This window comes from Agrobacterium sp. 22094 (genome assembly GCF_052046015.1).
Lineage (GTDB): Bacteria > Pseudomonadota > Alphaproteobacteria > Rhizobiales > Rhizobiaceae > Agrobacterium > Agrobacterium cavarae.
Genome location: NZ_JBQEPX010000003.1, coordinates 281899 through 299711, shown reverse-complemented (window position 1 = coordinate 299711; position 17813 = coordinate 281899). Strand labels below are relative to the sequence as shown.

Sequence of the window (17813 nt, the reverse complement as noted above, 5' to 3'; positions counted from 1 at the left end):
CTCATGGCACAGCTATTCATCAGACGGCCGATCCTTGCCTGGGTCTTCGCGCTGTTCATCTCGATTGCCGGCATCATCGCCATCCCCTTCCTGCCCATCGCGCAGTATCCGAAGGTGGCACCGCCGCAGTTGACGATCTCCACCAGCTATCCCGGCGCCTCGCCGCAGGAAATCTATCAGGGCGTGACCCGTCTCATCGAAGACGAGTTGAACGGTGTCGAAGGCCTGATGTATTTCGAATCCACTTCGGACACGGCAGGTCAGGTCTCGATCAACGCCACCTTCCAGGCCGGAACCAACATCAACCAGGCCTCGGTGGATGTGCAGAACGCCATCCGCCGCGTGGAGGCGCGCCTTCCTTCTGCCGTCGCCTCACAGGGCGTGACCGTCGAAGAAGCCTCCTCCGGCTTCCTGATGTTCATTACGCTTACCTCCACCGATGGGACGATGGATGAGGTGGCGCTTGGCGACTATCTCAACCGCAACGTTCTTGGCGAATTGCGCCGTATCGACGGTGTTGGCCGCGCCCAGCTGTTCTCCGCCCAGCGCGCCATGCGTGTCTGGATCGATGCCGACAAACTTGTCGGCCTCAACCTGACAGCCGCCGATATCAACAGCGCCATCACCGCCCAAAACGCCCAGGTGGCCGCAGGCCAGATCGGTGCAGCCCCCAATCCGGTCTCCCAGGATTTGACGGCCACCGTTCTCGTCAAGGGACAGCTCACCGACACGAAAGAGTTCGGCAACATCGTTCTACGCGCCAACCCGGACGGCAGCTCCGTTCGCTTGAAGGACGTAGCCCGGATCGAACTTGGTGCAGAAACCTACAACTTCTCGAGCCGCCTGAACGGCCAGCCGAGTGCTGCAGTCGGTATTCAGCTTTCCTCCACCGGCAACGCGGTCGCCACCTCGAAAGCGGTGACGGCAAAGCTTGAGGAACTGTCGCGCTTCTTCCCTTCGGGCGTCGCCTACAGCGTTCCCTATGATACCAGCCCCTTCGTTTCCGCATCCATCGAGAAGGTGATGCATACGCTGGTGGAAGCCATCATCCTCGTCTTCGTGGTGATGTTCGTCTTCCTGCAGAACTTCCGCTACACGGTCATCCCGACACTCGTGGTACCGGTGGCGCTGCTCGGCACCTGCGCCATCATGTATGCGACGGGCTTCTCCATCAACGTGCTGACGATGTTTGCCATGGTGCTTGCCATCGGTATCCTCGTCGATGACGCCATCGTCGTGGTCGAGAATGTCGAACGCATCATGGCCGAGGAAGGTCTGTCTCCCAAGGCCGCGACGCAAAAGGCGATGCGCCAGATCACCGGCGCTATCCTCGGCATTACGCTGGTTCTTTCCTGCGTCTTCATTCCCATGGCCTTCTTCCCCGGATCGACCGGCATCATCTACCGCCAGTTCAGCTTGACCATGGTGGTGTCGATCCTGTTCTCGGCCTTCCTCGCCCTGTCGCTGACGCCTGCGCTCTGCGCGACCTTCCTCAAGCCCATTCCAAAGGGACATCATGAAAAGCGTGGCATCGGCGGCTGGTTCAACCGTAAGTTCGACAGCCTGACGAATGGCTATACGAAGACGGCAACCGGCACGGCCAAGCGAGCAGGCCGGATGATGGTGATCTATCTGGCACTGGTCGCGGGTCTCGGCTATCTCTTCATCAACCTGCCAAGCGCCTTCGTGCCGGATGAGGACCAGGGCTTCCTAATCGTGGACATCCAGGGCCCACCAGAGGCCAGCGCCAACCGCACACTCGCGTCCATCAAGCAGATCGAGACGATCTTCAAGGCCGACCCCGCGGTGAAGGATATTGTCGCGATCCAGGGCTTCAGCTTCTCCGGCAACGGCGCCAATGCTGCCCTTGCCTTCGTAACGCTGAAGGATTGGAGCGAGCGTGGTGCCGGCAACTCGGCGCAGGATATCGCCAACCGGGCCAACATGAAGCTCTTCGGTCTGAAGGATGCGACGACGTTTGCCCTTTCGCCTCCACCGATCGAAGGCTTCGGTACGTCCGGCGGCTTCTCCTTCCGTCTGCAGGATCGTAACGGCATCGGTCAGGCTGCCCTCTCTGCCGCAGCCGCAGAGCTGATGCAGAAGGCCAGCCAAAGCCCGATCCTGACGGGCATGCGTATTGAAGGTCTACCGGATGCGGCCCAGGTGCTGCTGGTGATCGACCGTGAAAAGGCCAACACCTTTGGCGTGACCTTTGCGGATATCAACAACACCATCACCGCCAATCTCGGATCGTCCTATATCAACGACTTCCCGAATGCCGGCCGCATGCAGCGCGTCATCGTGCAGGCGCAGGACCGCGACCGCCTTCAGGTGGAAGACCTGCTGAAGCTCAATGTCCGCAACTCGAGCGGTGGCATGGTGCCTTTGAGCTCCTTTGCCATTGCTCAGTGGCAGAAGGGTTCGCCACAGGTCGTCGGTTATAATGGCTATCCGACGATCCGTATCTCCGGCGCTCCAGCTCCCGGCAACTCCACGGGCGCGGCGATCACCGAAATGGAACGCATCGCTTCGGAGCTTCCGGCCGGTGTCGGTTACGAGTGGACGGGCCAGGCACTTGAGGAAATCAAGTCCGGCTCCCAGGCACCCTTCCTCTTCGGCCTCAGCATTCTCTTCGTGTTCCTGCTTCTCGCAGGCCTCTACGAAAGCTGGTCCATTCCGCTTGCGGTCATGCTGGTCGTTCCGCTCGGCATCATCGGCTCGGTCCTGGCCGTCATGGTGCGGGATATGCCGAACGACATCTACTTCAAGGTGGGTCTGATCGCGATCATCGGTCTCTCGGCCAAGAACGCGATCCTGATCGTGGAATTCGCCAAGGATTATTATGCGGAAGGCAAGTCGCTCCTGGATTCTGCGGTTCAGGCCGCACGCGTCCGCTTCCGCCCGATCATCATGACCTCGCTTGCCTTCACGCTCGGCGTGGTACCGCTGGCGATCGCGACCGGGCCGAGTGCAGCAAGTCAGAACGCCATCGGCACCGGTGTTCTGGGCGGCATGATCTCGGCCACCATCCTTGCGGTCTTCTTCGTGCCCGCCTTCTTCGTCTTCGTGCTGACGCTGATGCGCACCAAGCGGCCCGTCACGGAGCACGAGGAACAACAGGAGCCACCGCCGCAGGCCCCGCAAACCCACTCCTCCTGACGAAGATCGATTGAAACACGAACGCCGCGGGTGAAACATCCGCGGCGTTTTCGTTTGTCAGACATTATGAATTTCGATGGGGCGCTACTTCGTCCCAGCCTCGTCCTCGACATGAGCGGCGATCTTTTCCAGCAGGACATCGCGAATGCCGATGGCTTTCAGGTGCTCCACTGTGTTGAAGACATAATCCGAGTTGGGGCCCGAACTGCCCTCCGCATTGCGGATGATCGAGGCGGCATCATCCACCTCCAGACCACCGACATATTGCGGGTGGCAAGGGTCTGCCACATAGGTCAGCGCGTTCAGCCGTCGACCGTCCTCAAGGCTCACCATGATCAGGCGTTCCTTGTAGACATTCGTCACCAGTTCGCGCTCCCGCAGATAATCGAGCACAGGCTTGCGGCCCGATGCCTTGACCCGAAAAGCAACGCCAAGGCAGGACCCGCCGCGCTCAAGACCCAGCACCAGTCCCGGCCTTTCCTCCGTCCCGCGGTAGTGGTTGGAGCGGATGCAAAGCGCCCGCCGGTAGCCGAATAAACGCGCCCGTTGACGCTCCTCAAAAGGGAAGCCGGGGTTCCACATCAGCGAACCGTAGCCAAAGACCCAAAAATCGTCCATATCGCACGCCAAATCACTATTATACGCTGCGCAGCATTGGAGATCATCATGGCAACGTCAAGCCAATCCCGTACAGGCAGAAAATTCCTTTTTCTCGGACTCGGCATCGTGCTTGTCATCGCCATCTACACAGCGGGCTGGTTTTATGCCGCCAACAGGCTGGAAGAAACGGTGATCAAGGCGATTGCGCCCGGCGGCACGTCCAGCATCAAGGGCGAATGCACCGACATGGCCTTCCGGGGCTATCCCTTCCGCATCGGCCTTTTCTGCTCCAAGGTGAATGTGGAAGATACCAAAACCGGCGTGACCACATCCTTCGGGGCTCTGCGCTCGGCAGCGCAGGTCTATGCACCGGGCCACATCGTCTGGGAGCTGGATTCGCCAGCTGAAATCCGCACACCGCATGGCCTCACGGTCTCGGCGCAATGGGCGAACCTGCAATCGAGCCTCGTGACCAAGCTCAAGGGCATCGATCGCACCTCGCTGGTGATCGACGGATTGAAGGCGCAAGCCGTCTCGTCTGTGACCAACCAGACCATCGATTTCGACGCCGCCAAAACCGAGGTCCACCTGCGCCAGAACGGCGCCGATCTCGATGGTGCTGTAACGCTGAACGACGCCGCCACAGTCGTTCAGGGCTGGCCGCAGATCCTGCCACGCCTCAACGCCATCGCCGATGTGACGCTTGCCGGCAAGGCCGGTATGATCGACGGCAGCGATACGACCGGGCTTTACGGCGCAAGCGGCGAACTGCGCCGGGTGATGCTCGATATTGGCGATGGTCGCATCATGCGCATCAGCGGCCCGTTCGCCTTCGACGATCAAGGCTATCTGTCGGGCAAGTTCAAGCTGGAGATCGAAAAGCTGGGTGACTGGGCCGACAATGCCAAACAGGCATTCCCGCAGCTTCAGTCCACCATCGACACCGCCCGCAAGCTTCTTGGCGCGCTCGCAGGTGGCGGTGATCATACATCCGTCGATCTGGTGGTCGATCGCGGCCGCGCTACCGTCAGCGGCTTCATTCCGCTCGGCAAGATCCCCCCGATCTGACGATCGGGGGTTCATCGAGACTCAAAAAACGCTTACTTCTTCTGGTCGAGTGAATGGCGACCAAAGTCCGGCGCGTCGACATCCTGGCCCGCCTGAATAATGGAGCGACGGACAGCACGGGTGCGGGTGAAAAGTTCAAACAGCTTGTCGCCCTCGCCCCAGCGAATTGCGCGCTGCAGATAGGCCAGGTCTTCCGAAAACCGCGCCAACATTTCGAGGATCGCATCCTTGTTGTGCAGGCAGATGTCGCGCCACATGGTCGGGTCGGACGCCGCCAGTCGGGTGAAATCGCGAAAGCCGGAGGCGGAGTATTTGATGACTTCCGATTCCGTTACTGTCGAAAGATCGTCCGCGGTGCCGACGATGTTGTAGGCGATGATATGCGGAAGATGCGAGACGATCGCCAGCACCTTGTCGTGATGCTCCGGGTCCATCTCGTCAACGCGCGAACCGAGCGCCAGCCAGAAACCTTTAAGGCGATCGAGAGCAGCAGCATCCGTGCCGGGAAGCGGCGTGAAGATGCACCAGCGGTCGCGGAAGAGACCGGCAAAACCTGCATCCGGGCCGGATTTTTCCGTACCCGCCAAGGGGTGGCCTGGAATGAAATGCACATGCTGCGGCATATGCGGCGCCATCTGGGCAATCACGGATGCCTTGGTGGAACCGACATCGGTGACGATCGCGCCCGCCTTCAGGTGCGGCGCGATCTGCTTTGCCACGTCCTCCGATGCGCCGACGGGAACCGAGACGATGACGAGATCGGCCTCCCTCACGGCATCGGCCACCGAAGTGGTGTAAGATGTCCCAAGCTCAAGTTCCTCGGCGCGCTTCAGCGTCTCTTCGCTGCGCGTCGAGACGACCACCTCGCGTGCAAGGCCAAGCTCCTTGATATCGCGGGCAATGGACGAGCCGATCAGGCCGATGCCGATCAGCGCGATGCGTTCAAACAGAATGTCTGCCATCACGCCTGACCCATGAACTCTTTGAGCGCGGCGATGACGCCGAGATTGGCCTCTTCCGAGCCGACTGTCATGCGCAGCGCATTGGCAAAGCCGTAACCCCGTACGGCACGTAAGATATAGCCACGACGGCTCAGGAATTCGTCGGCATCGGCTGCACGCTTGCCATCCTGATCCGGGAAATGGATGAGAACGAAGTTGGTGACGGACGGCGTGACCTTGAGGCCAAGCTCGGTGAAGACCGAGGTCAGCCGGTCGAGCCAGTGCAGATTATGTGCCACGGCCTGCTGCATGAAGGCCTGATCGCGGATGGCGGCAGCACCCGCAGCAATGGCCGGCGCATTCATGTTGAACGGTCCACGCACGCGGTTCAGCGCATCGATGATGGCAGCCGGTGCATACATCCAGCCAACGCGCAGCGCCGCCAGACCATAGACCTTGGAGAAGGTACGGGTCATAACGACGTTGCCGTTGCCGGAAACGAGCTCAAGCCCCGCCTCGTAATCGTTCTTGCGCACGTATTCGGCGTAGGCCGCGTCGAGAACCAGGATGACATTTTTCGGCAGCGTCGCCTGGAGGCGGCGAATTTCGGATACGGGAATGTAGGTGCCCGTGGGATTGCCGGGATTGGCAATGAACACCATCTTCGTCCTCGGCGTAACCGCATCGATGATCGCGTCGACATTGACCGTGCAATCCGTTTCCTTGACGGTGACCGGCGTGGCGCCTGCGCCCATGATCTGGATCTTGTAGACGAGAAAGCCGTGTTCGGTGATGATCGCCTCATCGCCTGCGCCAAGATAGACGTGGCAGAGCAGGCCGAGCAATTCATCCGAACCGTTGCCGCAGATGATGTTGGCCGGGTTCAGGCCGTGAACATCGGCAATCGCCTGACGCAGCGCCACGGCCTGACCGTCCGGATAGATCTCCAGATTGGACGCAGCCGACTTGAAGGCCTCGATGGCTTTGGGGCTTGGGCCGAGCGGCGTTTCATTGGAGGAGAGCTTATAGACCTTCGCCACACCGTCCACATGCTCCTTGCCCGGAACATAAGCGGCGATATCCAGGATGCCTGGACGTGGAACAGGTTGGTTAAGCTCTGCACTCATTTCATCGACCTTCGGAAAAGCGCCGGGAAATCCGGCCTGACAATGCCGAAGGCATTAGACTGGAAGCAGCCCTTTGTCGAGTATCAGCGCGTCTTTTGCTGCTCAAGGTCACGCGTCAATTTCACCCGGGTGCTTGGCACGCCCTGCGGCGCCAGCACCGGCACGAAGACACGGCGGGACGCACGCTGCGTCACGGGTAGCCCCTGATACAGACGCTTTTGGGCTTCCACGATGATCACACCGGAAAAGACCGGCCAGAGCCTTCGCCCCATCGTTTCGAGATAGCGACGGAACTTCAGCACGGAGCGGACCTTGGATGGCGGGAAGAACAGCGCTTCGGAAGAGGCGCCGGGGGTGAAGTTTGTCTCGCGCAAAAGTGCCGTCAACTGGCTGCGGGAATAGGGCCGGCCAGAACCAAAGGGCGTATGCTCCACGCGTGCCCAGACGCCGCGCCGGTTCGGCACCACGATGACCAGCCGCCCGCCAGGCGCCAGTACTCTCCACAGTTCCTTCAGCGCCTCACGCGGATTTTCGACGAATTCCAGTGAGTGGATCATCAGCACGCGATCGATCGAGGAATCAGGCAGCGGCAGTTCCTCGTCAAACACCAGCGCGGTGGAGGAGAGCTCGCCCGCCGGCCAGTTCACCGCACCCTGCCCTGCCGGCATGAAGGCAAAGGTGCGCTCGGTATCATGCCGAAACCGGTCGAGAAACGGCACAGCATAGCCGAGCCCCACCAGCCGCTCATCCGGCAGCGAAGGCCAGAGCGTCGAAAGCGCCATGGTGATCGCCTGTTCGGCAGAACGGCCAAGCGGGGAATGATAGAATTCGCGCAGATCGACAATATCGGTGTTCATGGCTGGAATGTAGCGGCTCGCGAAAGGACTTCAAGCTTGGACTTCAAGCACGCTTCACCTAAATAGAGGAGACTGGTTTTTAATACGAATAAAGGGAGCGAACCATGAAGCCGCTGGATATAGAGGTCTTTCCGTGCCGAAGCGACAATTTCGGCGTGCTGTTGCATGACAGCGAAAGCGGCACGACGATTTCCATCGACGCTCCCGAGGAAGCGCCGATTCTCGACGCGCTTAACCGCCGCGGCTGGCAGTTGACCCACATCTTCACCACCCACCACCACCAGGATCATGTGGATGCCAATCTCGCTTTGAAAGAGCGTTTCCACTGCGAAATCCGTGGACCGCATGACGAGGCTATCGCCATTCCCGGTCTCGACAAGACCGCAGCCGACGGCGACGAATTCGAGATTGCCGGACGCCGCGTGCAGATCATCTCGACGCCCGGGCATACCGCAGGGCATATCTGCTACTATCTTCCCGATGACGGCCTGCTTTTTGCCGCCGATACGCTGTTTGCCATGGGCTGCGGCCGCCTGTTCGAGCGCCCCGCCGCGGACATGTGGCACTCCTTCCAGAAGCTGATGGCGCTGCCGGACGAGACGCAGGTCTATTTCGGCCATGAGTACACGCTTTCGAATGCGCGCTTCGCGGTCACCGTCGATCCGGAGAACGAGGCCTTGACGCGCCGCCTGAGCGAAGTCGAAGCACTACGCAACGAAGGCCGCTTCACCATTCCGACGACCATTGCGCTCGAAAAACAAACCAACCCCTATATGCGCGTGGCTGACGCCAGCATTCGCGCCCATCTTGGTCTGGAAGGTGCGACAGACGAAGATGTATTTGCCGAGATCAGAGCCCGCAAGGACAAGTTCTGATGGCAGCAGAACCGTCCGCCGCCGCCATTATCGCCGCGCTCAACCTCGAACCGCATCCCGAAGGCGGCTTTTATCGCCAGACATTTCGCGATCCCGATAGAGAAGAGCGGGGCCACTCGACGGCGATCTATTATCTGCTCGAAAAAGGCCAACGCTCGCACTGGCACAAGGTGATCGATGCTGTGGAAATCTGGCACTACTATGCCGGCGCGCCGCTATCGCTTCATTTGTCAGAGGACGGCAAGCGTATGACGACCGTGCGGCTTGGGCCTGCGGTGCTCGACGGTGAGCAGCCGCAGGCGATCGTTCCCGCGAACTGGTGGCAGGCCGCGGAAAGCCTTGGCGATTTCACGCTCGTCGGCTGCACGGTGGCGCCTGGCTTCGTGTTCGACAGTTTCGTCATGGCCGAACCCGGCTGGGAGCCGGGCTAATCCTTTCGACATCAGCCGCCATATTTCGTGGCGGTGATGTAGACTTGGCCGACCTTGGTTGGAATGCGGGCATAGACAGGTGCGTAGAGGTCCATATTGTTGGCCTTGGCAAACCACACTTCCATAGAGATCGACTTCAGATATTCGATGTCCTTGCGGCCCTTGCGGAAGCCGGATTTCGGCACATAACGCATATTGCAGACAACGGCGTCGCCTGAATACCCGTTGGTCTTGAACGGCTTCGTTCCACTGGAACTCAACACCAGATCAAGACGCGACTCGCCGTCATAGATCGGCAGGCGGCTCGGGCAGATGCGCCCACCGACCGGGAAGATCAGGCCGGAAATCGGATCGAGCACGGAACGCAGGTCACGATCCTTCACATCCACCCAATTGTCTGGCCGGGATTTCGGCGCTGGATCGATGGTCGTGGAAGTCACGTTGCCGTTGCGATACTGCACATCATAGGTGCGGGTGCGCTTGCCGTCTTTGTAGACCAATGAATATTCATTGGCCTGCATGCGATTGCCGCGCTTTGCCCCGGAGACGGTGGTCTTGCCGGAGATATCCTTTAGCACGCTGGCGATACCTGCGGAACTGAATGAGCCGGAAATCGAATAGGTCGAGCCATTCATCTTCGTCGAGAAATTGGCGCGCGCGATCGGTAACACCCCAAGCGCGATGGAATATTCGCTGTCATGGCGCGATTCGGCAGCGAAGGATGGCGTGAGGCCGCAAAGCACCAGCGCTGCAGCGGCAAAAAGTCTTTGTGCATTGACGATCATGAAGATAAACCTCGGCGGCACCAAAAGCCGCGCATTTCCGGCGATCATATACGCGCACTTGTGGCAATAAAAAAGCGGAAGCCACAGCAAAACCGGTGAAATCGCGCACAAAACGGCGCGAGCGGCTTGACTGCACGGGCAGGCCTGACTATAGAACCGCAACTTTCCAATCATCGGCTGTTGGATTGCAAACCGGATTTTGCCGGAGAGCAGACTGATAGCCATACAGTGACAACGAATAGGTGTACCCATGTCCCGTGTATGCGAATTGACCGGCAAGGGCGTCCAGACGGGCAATAACGTCAGCCACGCCAATAACAGAACCAAGCGCCGGTTCCTCCCGAACCTTTGCCAGGTTACTCTGATTTCCGATTCTCTCGGCCAGCGTTTCCGTCTGCGCGTTTCCGCAGCGGCTCTGCGTTCCGTTGAACATCGTGGCGGCCTTGATGCCTTCCTTCTGAAGTCTGACGAAAACGATCTCTCGATGCGCGCCCGTCTGCTGCGTCGCCAGATCGCAAAGAAGACCGCTGAAGCCGCTTAATCGCAGCTCAGACGTCTATCCTTTTCAAAAGGCTTGAATGGCTCTGCCGCTCAAGCCTTTTGTCTGTTTTGGGGTTGGCTGTTGCCTCGGCATTCGCCGTCCCCACTTCTCACGCAATGCTGCAGGGTCTCAGAGACGCTTGCCGCTTGCATATGTTCGCTCCAACTGGTGGCATCACCCAGGATAAAAAAATGCCTTACCTGCGCCAAACGCTTATCTATGTGATCCTGATGACCCTCGTCGTCGTCGCATCGAATATCCTCGTTCAGTATCCGCTGTCCGGCACGCTCGTCGGCATCAATCTTGGCGATCTGCTGACGTGGGGTGCTTTCACCTATCCTATCGCCTTTCTGGTGACCGATCTGACCAACCGACAGTTCGGCCCCTCCATTGCGCGCCGTGTCGTGCTGGCAGGCTTTGTTGTCGGCGTCACGTTGTCCTTCTGGACCTCGCTGCCGCGGATCGCGATTGCGTCCGGCACCGCCTATCTGATCGGCCAGCTGCTGGATATTGCCGTCTTCAATCGCCTGCGTCGCCAAAGCTGGTGGCGTGCGCCTCTGGCGGGCTCCATGTTCGGCTCCGTGCTGGATACCGCCCTGTTCTTCTCGATTGCTTTTGCGGCGAGCTTCGCCTTCATCGGCCCGAACGATGCCTTCGCCATAGAGAACGCGCCGATCCTCGGCATCTTCTCACTCGAGGCCCCACGCTGGATATCCTGGGCGCTTGGCGACCTGACGGTCAAGGTTGTGGTGGGTCTCGTTCTGCTGCTGCCCTATGGCGCTCTGATGAACACGCTTAAGCCCATGCCGCCGGCACGCTCTGTCTAAGCGAAGGCAGTCAAAATCGACGATAACAACGTGAAGCAGCGGAGGTTGATCGCCCCGCTGCTTTTGCGTTTTAAGGCCATGTGTGTGAGCTAGAATTTCAGCCGTTCACGAAAGAAAACAAGGGCTACGATCAGCCCTGTCGAAGCGCCGATCAGCACGTCGAGAAACCGCGCAAGTCCCGCGACCTGTGGCCCCATCAACAGCACCAGCATCGCGGATGCGCCAGCCTGGATTGGCACCACCGGAGGCATGCCGAACGCAACGGCGATCATCATAGCGATGAAGGTGGCTGACGCCATTCTAAGCTCTGCAAGGTCCGCCGGGATGACGAGCGCGAGTTCGCCAACAACAATGCCGACGGTGACGCCGACGATCAAACCCATGCCTTGGCGGATCTGACTTGGGATGCCCGGTGCCAAGCATATCAGAGCGCTGATGGCAGCAAAAACTGGCTGCTGATGGCCAAGAAGATGGCGGGAGGCCCAGAACGCAAAAGCGGCAGCCAGGGCTGCCGCAAATGCACGGGTGAAAGCTGATCTGAGACGCTCGGCGATCTGCCTGAGCATCGATCAGTCCTTCTTTGACGGAACGACGCGCAGAGCCAGTTCGCGAAGCTGTGTCGGCGTTGCCGGAGACGGCGCGTTCATCAGAAGGTCCTGTGCCTGCTGGTTCATCGGGAACAACGTGATTTCGCGCAGGTTCTTTGCACCGACCAGCAGCATGACCACACGGTCGATACCAAAGGCGCAACCGCCATGCGGAGGAGCGCCGTACTGGAAGGCACGGTAGAGGCCGCCGAAGCGCTCTTCCACGTCTGCTTGGCTGAGACCAACCTTTTCGAACGCCTTGACCATCAGCTCAGGCGACTGGTTACGGATGGAGCCCGACGCAATTTCGAAGCCATTGCAAACGGCGTCATACTGGTAGGCCTTGATCGACAGCGGGTCCTGACCTTCAAGCGCTTCCATTCCGCCCTGCGGCATGGAGAAGGGGTTGTGGGCAAAGTCGATCTTCTTGTCTTCTTCGTTGTATTCGAAGAAGGGGAAGTCGACGATCCAGCAGAGCTCGAAGCGGTCGCGATCAACGAGGTTCAGTTCCTCGCCAGCGCGGGTGCGGGCCTCACCGGCAAACTTGTAGAACTTGGCAGGATCGCCAGCCACGAAGAAGCAGGCATCACCGGCTTCCAGACCAAGCTGCGTGCGCAGCGCCTCGGTGCGCTCCTCGCCGATGTTCTTGGCGAGCGGACCGGAGCCTGCGATCTTGCCGTCTTCTTCCTTCCAGAAGATGTAGCCGAGACCTGGCTGGCCCTGGCCCTGCGCCCAGGCATTCATGCGGTCGCAGAACGCGCGGCTGCCGCCGGTCTTTGCAGGAATGGCCCAGACTTCGACCTTCGGGTTCGACGCGATCATATTGGCGAAGACCTTGAAGCCGGAACCGGCGAAATGCTCGGTCACCGCCTGCATGACGATCGGGTTGCGCAGGTCCGGCTTGTCGGAACCATATTTGCGGATCGCCTCATCGTAAGGAATGCGCGGCCATTCTTTCGTCACCGGCTTGCCTTCGGCAAACTGCTCCAGAACCGACGTCATCATCGGCTCCATGGTTGCCCAGACGTCTTCCTGCGTCACGAAACTCATTTCCACGTCGAGCTGGTAGAACTCGCCCGGCAGACGGTCAGCACGCGGGTCTTCATCGCGGAAGCACGGCGCGATCTGGAAGTAGCGGTCGAAGCCGGCAACCATCAGAAGCTGCTTGTACTGCTGCGGCGCCTGCGGCAGGGCAAAGAACTTGCCTTCGTGGATACGGCTCGGCACGAGAAAGTCGCGCGCGCCTTCCGGAGAAGAGGCCGTCAGAATCGGCGTCGTATATTCGGCAAAGCCGGCCTCGGCCATGCCGTTGCGCATGGCGGAGATGATCTGTGTGCGCTTGACGATGTTCTTGTGCAGCGTCTCGCGGCGAAGATCGAGGAAGCGATACTTCAGGCGAACGTCTTCCGGATAGTCCGGCTCGCCGAATACTGGCAGCGGCAATTCCTTCGCAACGCCCAGCACTTCGATCTCTTGTGCATAGAGTTCGATCTCACCGGTTGCCATCGCCTTGTTGACGGTGTCTTCCGAACGCGCCTTGACCTTGCCGTCGATGCGGATCACCCATTCGCCGCGCACGGTTTCAGCCGCCTTGAAAGCCGGGCTGTCCGGATCGGCAACCACCTGGGTAATGCCGTAATGATCGCGAAGGTCGATGAAGAGAACGCCGCCATGGTCTCGAACGCGATGCACCCAACCGGAAAGACGAACTGTCTCGCCGACATGAGACTTGCGAAGAGCGGCACAGGTGTGGCTGCGATAGCGATGCATGATTGTATCCTGAAGAAGCGTGTCATGGCCTCGGGGGCCGACTTACGAAATTTGGCGGAAAAGCGCATGGCTGAACCGATTTGTCAAGGAAAAGCGCCATGCGCGAGGCTTTGCCGTCTAGCCTGGAAATTCTCGCGAAACTCGAAAGCGAGCCGGATCAAGGAGAAAATGCAGAAGAAGATCGACAATTGGAGGGGCAAAGCGCTCAGTAAAGCGGCCTCTCATATTGACATGTGGCCCCCAAAGAGAAAGTAAGACGGAGTGTTTTCCAGGACTGGCCGAACGTAATGATTGAAACGACTGCAGCACTCGCCGACGCCTGCAAGGAGCTGGCGAAATCGGAATTCGTCACCATCGATACGGAGTTTCTCCGCGAAACAACCTTCTGGCCGCAGCTCTGTCTCGTCCAGATGGCAAGCCCCACGCTCGAAGTGCTGGTGGACCCGATGGCGAAGGGTATCGATCTGACGCCGCTCTTCGACCTGATGGCCGATGCGAATGTCGTAAAAGTCTTCCACGCTGCCCGTCAGGATATCGAGATCATCCATCACCTCGGCAGGCTCATCCCCCACCCGATCTTCGATACACAGGTTGCAGCCATGGTCTGCGGCTTCGGCGATTCGATCTCCTACGATCAGCTGGTGCAGAAGACCAAGAACGTCCAGATCGACAAGTCATCCCGCTTTACCGATTGGAGCCACCGTCCGCTCTCGGAAAAGCAGCTGGATTATGCGCTGGCAGACGTCACTCATCTTCGCGATGTCTATCTGGCGCTGAAGGCGCAGCTTGAGCGTGAAGGCCGTTCGTCTTGGCTCAAGGAAGAGATGGATATCCTTGAAGCGCGTGAGACCTATGACATGCATCCCGACGATGCATGGCTGCGATTGAAGTCGCGTCTTCGCAAGCCGACCGAGCTTGCTATCCTGAAATTCGTCGCTGCCTGGAGAGAGCGCGAGGCGCGCTCGCGCAACGTTCCGCGTTCGCGCGTGCTGAAGGACGACGCGATTTTTGAAATCGCCCAGCAACAGCCGAAGGACGCGGAAGCACTCTCGCGCCTGCGCACCATCCCGAAAGGGTGGGAACGCTCCACCTCCGGCACAGCGATCATCGAGACGGTCAATGCAGCGCTCGCCCTTCCCAAGGCCGACATGCCGCAGGCGCCCCGCCACAGCCATTCTCCCGAAGGCTCTGGTGCCGCTGTAGAGTTGCTGAAGGTGCTTTTGAAGTTGACGGCGGATAAGCATGGCGTCGCCGCCAAGGTGATCGCCAATAGCGACGATCTCGACAAGATCGCGTCTGAAGGCGAGAAGGCCGAGGTTCAGGCGCTTTCCGGCTGGCGGCGCGAACTCTTCGGTGAGCCTGCTTTGAAGCTCATCCGTGGTGAAGTCGCGCTTCGCTTTGCAGGCAAGAAAGTCGAGGCCGTCGAAATGCCGGCCCAGGATCAGGCCACCGAATAAGTCATCGGTGAAAAGCCGGGGTCGTGCAAAACTGCCACAACTGCGCCTCTTCCTGAGTGATCGCTTAAACATCTCTTTTGGCGGCACCTGATCCGCATTATCATCCCGCACCGGGAGGAATCGACCTGCTCACTTGGGAGGAAGTGGCACCCCTATCCCCTCAATTAAGGGCAGACGATGAGAAAAATTCTGGCGATGCTGGACTATGTCGTGTTGTTTCTGGCGGTTGCCGGAAGCGGCGTGGTCTATGCATTCCTCGAATATGGCGGCGGTGCATTCATCGGGGCAACCTACGCCCTGTTTGCTTGCGCGCCGATCCTTGCCTTCGAGCGTGGCCATATCCTGCCCGGCCTGTCCAAGAAGATCAGCATGCTGCCAACGCCCGCCTACATCGCGGTCGGCATGGTTGTTTATGTCATTCTCGTCTTTTGCGGCTTCGGTCTCGGCGGTACCATCCTCTGGGCAACCGGCGTTCTTCCCACAAGCTGGGCGCGCGCGGTGCATGCGGAACTGCAGACCATGGTGTTTACGCTCGGCGTGTGCGCCATCATCGTCTTCATCATGCGCGTGCGTGAGCTTTTGGGACGCGATATCTTCATCGATCTTATCCTGGGGCGCTATCGCAGGCCGGTCAGCGAAGAGCGCGTGTTCCTCTTCATCGATCTCGTCGGCTCCACATCCTTTGCCGAAACCCACGGCGATCTCAAAGCCCAGGAATTTCTGGGCGCGCTCTTTTCCGCCTATGCCGCTCCGGTCAGAAAGCATGGCGGGATCATCGACGACTATATTGGCGATGCTGCCATCATCACCTGGCCCTATCATCTCGCGATCCGGCGTGCCGCCTGCATCAACTGTGTGTTCGACATTCTGTCGGAAATCGAAAGCAGCCGTGCCACCTGGATCGCCAGTTTCGGTACTGTCCCGAAGCTCCGCTTTGCCATTCACGGTGGCCCGGTGATCACGGCAGAAATCGGCGTCGATCATCACAAGATCACCTATTTCGGCGATACGGTGAACACGACGGCGCGGCTGGAATCGCTGAGCAAGATGCTCGGCCATCCCATTCTGATCTCGTCCGACCTCGCCCATCAACTTCTGCTGCCCAAGGGCATCAGGAGCCAGTATCTCGGCGAACACGCCGTCAAGGGTCGCGGCCAGACGCTCGGCGTCTGCGCGCTCAGCCGCCAGCCGGCTTTGTAAAAGAACACCGTCATCAAAGCTTCAAAACGGTTTTGCGCGCCTGTCACAAAGCCCGCCTATCGGTCCGTTGCTCCTCTACAGCATCGGCCCGAAAATCGGAATCGATTTTCGGAAAGCACGATGCGTAGATTCAAAAAGTTAGAGCGTCCTTTGTGCGTCCTAAAGGACGCAAGGCGCTCTATGCAACAGACAGGTATGTTCCATGAAAAAAATCCTGCTTTCTTCCGCTGTTTTCTTCACGCTCGGCACCCTTCACGCGCTTGCCGCTGAGAAGGAGTTTCCGGCAAAGCTCGTCTCTCAAGCAGTTTTGCCAGCCAACACCATCATCCCCGCACCGGCCGATGCTCCAGACTTTTTGAAAAGTGCAGGTAAGTTCACCACGGCGGACCGCAAGCGTGCCGAAGGTATCGGCACCGTGCCCGGCAAGGATGGCGTCCGTCCCACTGGCCTCTCCATGCCGTTTAACGGCCAGGCAATGCAGGGCTTTTCCGGCATTAAGGCTATGGAAGACGGCACCTTCTGGAGCCTGTCCGACAACGGCTTTGGCTCGAAGCTGAACTCTAGTGACGCCATGTTGATGCTGCACCATTTGAAGTTCGATTGGGACGCTGGCAAGGTCAACGCGGTTGAGACGGTCTTCCTGTCCGATCCCGACAAGAAGGCTCCCTTCCCGATCGTCATGGAAGGCTCGGACAAGCGCTATCTGACCGGCGCAGACTTCGACGTGGAATCGATCCAGCCGGTCGCGGACGGCTTCTGGGTCGGTGAAGAATTCGGTCCTTACATTCTGAAATTCAGCCGCGATGGCAAGCTGACGGATGTGATTGCGACCAAGGCCGGCGACACCGAGGTCAAGTCTCCCGACAATCCAACGCTGACCCTTCCCGGCAATCCCACCCAGAAGCTGCCCGTCTTCAACCTGAAGCGCTCCGGTGGCTTTGAGGGCATGGCGCTCTCCAAGGATGGGACGAAGCTCTACGGCCTGCTGGAAGGCCCGCTCTACGCCGCAGACGGTCAGGTCGAAAAGACGGAAGACGGTGCGACGGGCCTGCGTATCATCGAACTCGACGTCGCCTCCAAGGCGTGGACGGGCCGGACCTGGCTCTATCCGCTGGCAGGAGGCGGCGAGGCGATCGGCGACTTCAACATGCTGGACGACAGCACTGCGCTGGTGATCGAACGCGACAATGGCGCCGGCACGGCAGACAAGGCCTGCGCCGACCCGAAGAAACCGGAGGCCAACTGCTTTGCAGTTCCTGCCAAGGTGAAGCGCATCTACAAGATCGAGTTCAACGATGCGAATGTCGGCAAGGCTGCCCGCAAGATCGGCTATATCGACCTGATGAAGATTGCTGATCCCGACAAGAAGGCCCGTCAGGGTTCTGAAAACGGCATCTACACGATGCCGTTCGTCACCATTGAAAATGTCGACCGTGTCGATGCCAGCCACATCATCGTCGGCAACGACAACAACCTGCCCTTCTCGGCCGGCCGTGCGCTGGACAAGGCAGACGACAACGAGTTCGTCATTCTCGATGTGAAAGATCTGCTGGACGCAAAGTGATGCAAAGGAGCGTCGCTGTCTCGG

The 17813-nt window shown here is 59.3% G+C and carries 16 protein-coding genes; 9 read left to right on the top strand and 7 right to left on the bottom strand.

All coding sequences use genetic code 11. From position 1 onward, the window contains the following. Nucleotides 1-3 precede the first annotated feature (3 nt). Nucleotides 4-3159 (top strand): multidrug efflux RND transporter permease subunit, encoded by a 3156-nt coding sequence (locus ACTJK5_RS16285; RefSeq protein WP_440612825.1) that lies wholly within the window; start codon nt 4-6, stop codon nt 3157-3159. A gap of 84 nt (nt 3160-3243) precedes the next feature. Here ACTJK5_RS16285 and ACTJK5_RS16280 read toward each other — a convergent pair whose 3' ends face one another. Further along, nucleotides 3244-3777 (bottom strand): gamma-glutamylcyclotransferase, encoded by a 534-nt coding sequence (locus ACTJK5_RS16280; RefSeq protein ID WP_274101604.1) that lies wholly within the window; start codon nt 3775-3777, stop codon nt 3244-3246. A gap of 48 nt (nt 3778-3825) precedes the next feature. On the opposite strand from ACTJK5_RS16280, the gene ACTJK5_RS16275 reads away from it, so the two are divergent. Next, nucleotides 3826-4827: a DUF2125 domain-containing protein gene (locus tag ACTJK5_RS16275; RefSeq protein ID WP_062445331.1), complete on the top strand. Its 1002-nt coding sequence runs from the start codon at nt 3826-3828 to the stop codon at nt 4825-4827. A 32-nt stretch (nt 4828-4859) separates the two neighbouring features. Here the strand turns inward: ACTJK5_RS16275 and ACTJK5_RS16270 are convergent, their stop codons facing one another. From ACTJK5_RS16270 to ACTJK5_RS16260, 3 genes are all read right to left on the bottom strand, one after another. Further along, nucleotides 4860-5789 (bottom strand): prephenate/arogenate dehydrogenase family protein, encoded by a 930-nt coding sequence (locus ACTJK5_RS16270; RefSeq protein ID WP_113261486.1) that lies wholly within the window; start codon nt 5787-5789, stop codon nt 4860-4862. After that, nucleotides 5789-6895 carry a histidinol-phosphate transaminase gene (gene hisC / locus ACTJK5_RS16265; RefSeq protein ID WP_113225174.1) on the bottom strand — a complete coding sequence of 369 codons (1107 nt, stop codon included), beginning with the start codon at nt 6893-6895 and terminating at the stop codon, nt 5789-5791. Before hisC ends, ACTJK5_RS16270 begins: the two co-directional genes overlap by 1 nt. Before the next feature lie 83 nt (nt 6896-6978). Next, on the bottom strand, nt 6979-7752 hold the full coding sequence (locus tag ACTJK5_RS16260) for a class I SAM-dependent methyltransferase (protein ID WP_113225175.1): 774 nt from the start codon (nt 7750-7752) through the stop codon (nt 6979-6981). 104 nt (nt 7753-7856) lie between these two features. Here ACTJK5_RS16260 and gloB point away from each other — a divergent pair, with 104 nt between their 5' ends. Both gloB and ACTJK5_RS16250 read left to right on the top strand, forming a co-directional pair. Then, on the top strand, nt 7857-8627 hold the full coding sequence (gene gloB, locus ACTJK5_RS16255) for a hydroxyacylglutathione hydrolase (RefSeq protein ID WP_113225176.1): 771 nt from the start codon (nt 7857-7859) through the stop codon (nt 8625-8627). Next, the gene (locus ACTJK5_RS16250; RefSeq protein WP_113225177.1) at nt 8627-9058 is read left to right on the top strand and encodes a cupin domain-containing protein; all 432 of its coding nucleotides are present in this window, start codon (nt 8627-8629) and stop codon (nt 9056-9058) included. Before gloB ends, ACTJK5_RS16250 begins: the two co-directional genes overlap by 1 nt. An 11-nt stretch (nt 9059-9069) precedes the next feature. Here ACTJK5_RS16250 and ACTJK5_RS16245 read toward each other — a convergent pair whose 3' ends face one another. Then, the gene (locus ACTJK5_RS16245; protein WP_062427749.1) at nt 9070-9843 is read right to left on the bottom strand and encodes a DUF3108 domain-containing protein; all 774 of its coding nucleotides are present in this window, start codon (nt 9841-9843) and stop codon (nt 9070-9072) included. Between the two features lie 250 nt (nt 9844-10093). Here ACTJK5_RS16245 and rpmB point away from each other — a divergent pair, with 250 nt between their 5' ends. Then, nucleotides 10094-10384 carry a 50S ribosomal protein L28 gene (gene rpmB / locus ACTJK5_RS16240; protein WP_062427600.1) on the top strand — a complete coding sequence of 97 codons (291 nt, stop codon included), beginning with the start codon at nt 10094-10096 and terminating at the stop codon, nt 10382-10384. 191 nt (nt 10385-10575) lie between these two features. After that, on the top strand, nt 10576-11211 hold the full coding sequence (locus ACTJK5_RS16235; RefSeq protein ID WP_111847389.1) for a queuosine precursor transporter: 636 nt from the start codon (nt 10576-10578) through the stop codon (nt 11209-11211). A gap of 89 nt (nt 11212-11300) precedes the next feature. On the opposite strand, the gene ACTJK5_RS16230 is transcribed toward ACTJK5_RS16235, so the two are convergent. Both ACTJK5_RS16230 and aspS read right to left on the bottom strand, forming a co-directional pair. Further along, entirely contained in the window at nt 11301-11777 is a 477-nt protein-coding gene (locus tag ACTJK5_RS16230; protein WP_062445345.1) for an FUSC family protein, read from the bottom strand. A 3-nt stretch (nt 11778-11780) separates the two neighbouring features. Further along, nucleotides 11781-13568 (bottom strand): aspartate--tRNA ligase, encoded by a 1788-nt coding sequence (aspS, locus tag ACTJK5_RS16225; protein ID WP_062445346.1) that lies wholly within the window; start codon nt 13566-13568, stop codon nt 11781-11783. 287 nt (nt 13569-13855) lie between these two features. Between aspS and rnd the strand changes: the two genes are divergently transcribed. The 3 genes from rnd (at nt 13856) to ACTJK5_RS16210 (ending at nt 17789) form a co-directional block, all read left to right on the top strand. Further along, nucleotides 13856-15025, top strand: coding sequence for a ribonuclease D (gene rnd, locus ACTJK5_RS16220; RefSeq protein WP_440598896.1), 1170 nt, complete (start codon nt 13856-13858; stop codon nt 15023-15025). Nucleotides 15026-15202: 177 nt separating this feature from the next. Next, nucleotides 15203-16225 (top strand): adenylate/guanylate cyclase domain-containing protein, encoded by a 1023-nt coding sequence (locus ACTJK5_RS16215; protein WP_062427594.1) that lies wholly within the window; start codon nt 15203-15205, stop codon nt 16223-16225. A gap of 202 nt (nt 16226-16427) precedes the next feature. Then, nucleotides 16428-17789 (top strand): esterase-like activity of phytase family protein, encoded by a 1362-nt coding sequence (locus ACTJK5_RS16210; RefSeq protein WP_440598895.1) that lies wholly within the window; start codon nt 16428-16430, stop codon nt 17787-17789. Nucleotides 17790-17813: the final 24 nt, after the last annotated feature.